The organism is Sulfuricurvum sp. (assembly GCF_028712165.1).
In the GTDB taxonomy this organism is placed as follows: Bacteria; Campylobacterota; Campylobacteria; order Campylobacterales; family Sulfurimonadaceae; genus Sulfuricurvum.
The window spans coordinates 1-4,563 of record NZ_JAQTQR010000113.1; the positions used below are offsets into that span (position 1 = coordinate 1).

Below are 4,563 nucleotides of genomic sequence, written 5' to 3' on the forward strand. Positions count from 1 at the left end.
AAACGATGTGTCAACCCGTCAAATTCTACGTTTGTCATAGACTTATTTTGAGTACAATCATAATATGAATCTCGATTGGCTTTTGGTAAGTAACAATTATCAATAAAATATTTGGAATTTGTCAAGATGACAGGTGCTCCATTGCTCTGTGAACCTATTGAACCACGATTAACATTATTAACAGTCACCGTATCATAATTAAATATATTTTGAGTCGTCACTATCGAACTGTCATCCACTACACGGGCGATATTATACGTTTGATTCAAATCACCGCCTGAAACAAAAAAACCAAATGCATCATTAAATTGTGATCCAACCCATTCGTTATACTCTTCAGACGCGAACTGATAATCGATCATCAAAAGCCGTGTATTCGCCCCAAGAGTAACATCAAATGAAAACACGACCGTATCGTATCTCGATCTCGAATCAATCGCTAATAAATCCGCATCGGTTGAACTTCCAGAATTTGTAATAGACGTATGTGTACTGCTATTGGCTTGAAAAGCAGTTTTTACATCCATCGTGGTCAAAATAATCCCTTGATCAACCTCAAGTCCAGCTCCGGCAATACCGTTACTAAAAGTCCCTGCTTGAGAAGCTTTCCCCACTGACAGTTTAGGATTAGTAATCGTTATCCCCGGCCCTTGGATTTGAGATGCCAATTGAGCTGCGGTTGCTCCGCTTAAATAGGTAGCGGCAGCCTCTCCAGAGATAGCAAACACCATCGCAGCTGTCAAAACAGTAGTTACTCGCGAAATAAGTTTAAAAGCTTTCATTCAATCCTCCTCGGGATTTTTAGTACACACACAATCAGGGCTCGGTAGAAACTAACGATATTCCCAATTTTCTTACATTTGATATTATCGACCATTGTCCCTCTTTTCTAAAATATATATAGAGGAGACGCCATATTTTGATTGTAGTGCTATGTAGATTAAAGAATCATTAAAATACGTTAATAATTATTTTAAAATTATCCATTTGCTTTTCGGTTTAAAAGTCTTGACGTTTCATTTTTGTGTGTTATAATCAAAGTTCTTTCACATTTCAATATAAGGTGGATCAATTATGAATATCTCTCTCGTCGGACGCCACATCGAGCTCAGCGATGCAATCAAAGACCATCTGATGCACTCTATCGATACTCTCAGTAAATTTCATCTCGACCTTATCAGTGTCAATGCCGTTGCCTCGGCCAATGAACGTAATAAAGGGGTGAGCATCGAGTTTACGATCAACATCGCCGGAAAAAATACCGTCGTTATCACTCAGCGTGATGATGATCTCTATGCTGCGATCGATATTGCGATCGATCGAGCACAAAAAGCACTTCGCCGTTTGCATGATCGGATCTCCGATCATAAAAACGAAGGGCTTAACGAAGCCAAAAATGCCGCTGCTGCGCCAGTCGATCTGCATGCAGCCGGTGAGATAATGGAAGATGAAATTGTTCCAACCGAACCGATCCTCTTTAAACCTCAGGAAGTTGCAGAAGTATTGGAAAAACTCAAAGAGAGCACCAAGGTATTCGAAGTATTTTATGACAATGACGGAAAAATGCGTGTTCTTTACAAACGTACGGATGGGAAATTCGGACTGTATTAATAACTATTCATTCTTTTCTTTTTAATAAAGAAAAGAAACAAAAGAAAAGCGCCCTCACACCAAATCGCTGGCGGTACGCTTTTGCCCTACGGCAAGCGACCTTGCTCTAGGTGTGGTGTGAGGGCAGAATTATTTTTATCTAAATAGTCTTTTACCTCTTTTACAATTTTTTCATCTTCTGCAATATCTGCCCATCGAAACTTTTTGCCGCTTTGGATACTTCCTTCCAACAAGTCCCCGCTTGAACGGAATTTCAGATCGAGTGCTGCAATCTCAAAACCGCTGTTACAGCTGCTAAACGATTCTAAGCGCTCATTTTTGCCGCTTTTGTTGGTATAAAGATAACAATATCCCTGCAATCCGGTACGGCTTACCCGACCACGGAGCTGATGGAGCGTCGATAGTCCCAATCGTTCTGCTCCGACGATCACAACGGTAGAGAGTCGCGGAAGGGAGATCCCCACTTCCACAACGGTTGTTGCCAAGAGGATATTTCCCTTTTCTCGAAATTCCATCAATACTGCTTCTTTCTCTTTGTCTTTTCCGTGGGTGACATAAACATTTTCAAAATTCTTTTCCCAATATCCGCGCGCTTCGTCGATACTCTGGTAGTTGATACTCTCGCTCATTTCTACCAAAGGATAGACGATAAGGACTTGGTGTTCTTGGGCTATTTCAGAACGGATATGCTCTAACAGTTTTGCAAAGTCACTTTTGCCGATGATACGGGTAGCAATATTTTTCGTAAACGGAGTTTGGACGATCAGACTCACATCGATATGAGCCGAATCGATCATCGCTTGTGTACGGGGAATCGGAGTAGCTGAAAACTGTAAATAATGCGGCGAGGTGTCATTGTCGGTCAGTTTGGTGAGTGAATGGCGTTGTGCGGTACCGAAGCGGTGCTGCTCGTCTACCATCACCAAGCCCGCTTCAGGGAGATCACGATGTAAAAGTGCATGGGTTCCGATGATAAAATCATACTCCTCCAACGATCCTTTTTTCGTTGCATTTGTCACAAGAGCGATCCGCAAGTCGGGAAGAAACTTTTGCGCTTCCTCATACAGCTGCGCAGCCAAAATCGTCGTGGGTGCCATCAGAATCGAGCGATACGGATACATAAGAACGACCGAAGCCAAGATCACCATCGTTTTGCCCGATCCGACATCCCCGACAATCATACGACGAGCGGCATTTTTACCAGTGAGATCACTCTTTATCTCACTAATCGCTTTTTTTTGATCCTGTGTCAGTTCAAACGGGAGGGTTTTTATCCATCCATTCACATCGCCCTGAGCGCGGTAACGGGTAGGATGGTAACGACGCTTTAGACGCAGACGGCGCATGTATTCAAAAAGTTCGGCAAACTTAAGAGCAGAGAGCTGCAAAGTTTCAAGCGGCTTTGGTTGTTCAGGAAAATGGATATTATAAAGAGTAGAGGCGATTCTTTCCGGAAGTCCGTCATGTACCAGATTTTCAATACTAATCATTTTCTCAATCAAACGGCGCATGACATCGACGCGAAGAGTCGTTTTATAGATGGGAACGAGTGAGCCGACAGCAGTGATTTTGACCGGATGGACGATCGTCCATTTCCCCAGTTCCCATTGTGCTTTGCCGTAAAAACAACCTCTCTCATTTTTAGGAAACTGGTGAATCATGTAGGGTTTAGGATTAAAAATTACCCCTTCGATGATGCTATCAAGGTTATGGGCAAAGAAAGTAATTTTGAGGGTTTTTGGGGTACGGACTACATTTTCGACCGTTGCATCAAGAACGCAAGAGGTATTGTGGTTAAGTTCAGTACTTAGGCGGCGGTCTTCAAAAGAGGTCGGAGCAATAAGTGAGAGTGCCGTAACACTTCCGACACCTAGACGATGAAACTTGTCAGCGTCCTCATTTGGTAACGATAGCATAACTGAGGTTTTTAATTTCACCGTGGCGTTTAATAAAATCGTTTAGATCATCAAGACTGAGATTACGGATGGATTCCAACTCTTGCACACTCGATCCGAGCGGTTTACCGGAATAATATTCACTGAAAGTTCGCCCCAAACGCTGAGAGAGGGTTTCAACCCGAAGGGGTTCCGATCCTAAAAGAAACTTTTTTGCCTGATCCAGTTCGCTTTGGGTCACTCCGTCGCGTACAAACGTGTCGATCACTTCAACAACCGTTTTTTTTGCTTCCGCCTGTGATTCCAGTTTGGTTTGGAGATAACCGCTGAAGTAGGTGTTCGTTTTCGCTACCGAAAGTCGAGAATAGGCTGAATATGCCAGACCCCGTTTTACCCGGATCTCTTCCATCAATCGGCTGCCGAATCCGCTGCTTCCCAGAATAAACATCGCAACACGGGCTTTATAATACTCCGGATCACCCTCACGCATTGCAAACGGAGAACCGAAATAGAGATACGCTTGTTCGGTATGAGGACGTTTTAGAATTGATTCTTTCGGTGTCCTGCGTGGCTCATAGTGCCCAGTGACACTCTTTTCCCCAACTTTTAAAACACTTAAGAGTTTTTCAACCTTTTGCTTTGCATCACTGAGGTTCAAATCGCCGCCCATTACAATCAGAGCATTCGACAAAACAAGATGAGACGTTTCGAAATGGGTGACATCATCCAGCTTCAAAGCGGAAATGCTCGCTTTTGTCCCGATATTTGGGGTGGCCATCGGAGTACCTTCAAACAGTACCGCTTTGAGCTCATCCGATGCAACCGTATCAAAATCGTCCTCTTTGCGGGAGATACTGCTAAGGGTCATTGTTTTGATTTTATCTAACGTTTTAGGGGTAAAGTTAGGCTCGCTCAATTGCTCGCTTAAAAGTGAGAGTCCGGTATCAAACTCCTCTTTTAAACTTCCGAGTTCGATAACAAATGTTTCATTTCCGGCGTTAGCACTCAACTGGATTGCCCGTGCATCGAGAGCATCGGCAAATCCAACCGAACCGCG

Annotated in this window: 4 protein-coding genes; 1 reads left to right on the forward strand and 3 read right to left on the reverse strand. The window is 43.4% G+C overall.

Annotated features, from left to right (window positions below; genetic code table 11):
• On the reverse strand, positions 1-782 hold a 782-nt coding region (locus PHP90_RS13635; RefSeq protein ID WP_299930999.1), incomplete at its 3' end, for a choice-of-anchor L domain-containing protein.
• Positions 783-1,074: 292 nt separating this feature from the next.
• Here PHP90_RS13635 and raiA point away from each other — a divergent pair.
• Complete coding sequence (gene raiA, locus PHP90_RS13640) at positions 1,075-1,611, forward strand: ribosome-associated translation inhibitor RaiA (RefSeq protein WP_299931001.1); 537 nt, start codon at positions 1,075-1,077, stop codon at positions 1,609-1,611.
• 86 nt (positions 1,612-1,697) lie between these two features.
• Here raiA and recG read toward each other — a convergent pair whose 3' ends face one another.
• Positions 1,698-3,527 carry an ATP-dependent DNA helicase RecG gene (gene recG, locus PHP90_RS13645; RefSeq protein WP_299931003.1) on the reverse strand — a complete coding sequence of 610 codons (1,830 nt, stop codon included), beginning with the start codon at positions 3,525-3,527 and terminating at the stop codon, positions 1,698-1,700.
• Positions 3,508-4,563, reverse strand: a 1,056-nt coding sequence (locus tag PHP90_RS13650) for a pitrilysin family protein (protein WP_299931005.1), incomplete at its 5' end; no start/stop codon positions are given. The genes PHP90_RS13650 and recG, both read right to left, overlap by 20 nt.

Coding starts and splice junctions, on each gene's coding strand:
- raiA (WP_299931001.1), top strand. CDS start 1,075: ATGAATATCTCTCTCGTCGGACGCCACATCGAGCTCAGCGATGCAATC.
- recG (WP_299931003.1), bottom strand. CDS start 3,527: ATGCTATCGTTACCAAATGAGGACGCTGACAAGTTTCATCGTCTAGGT.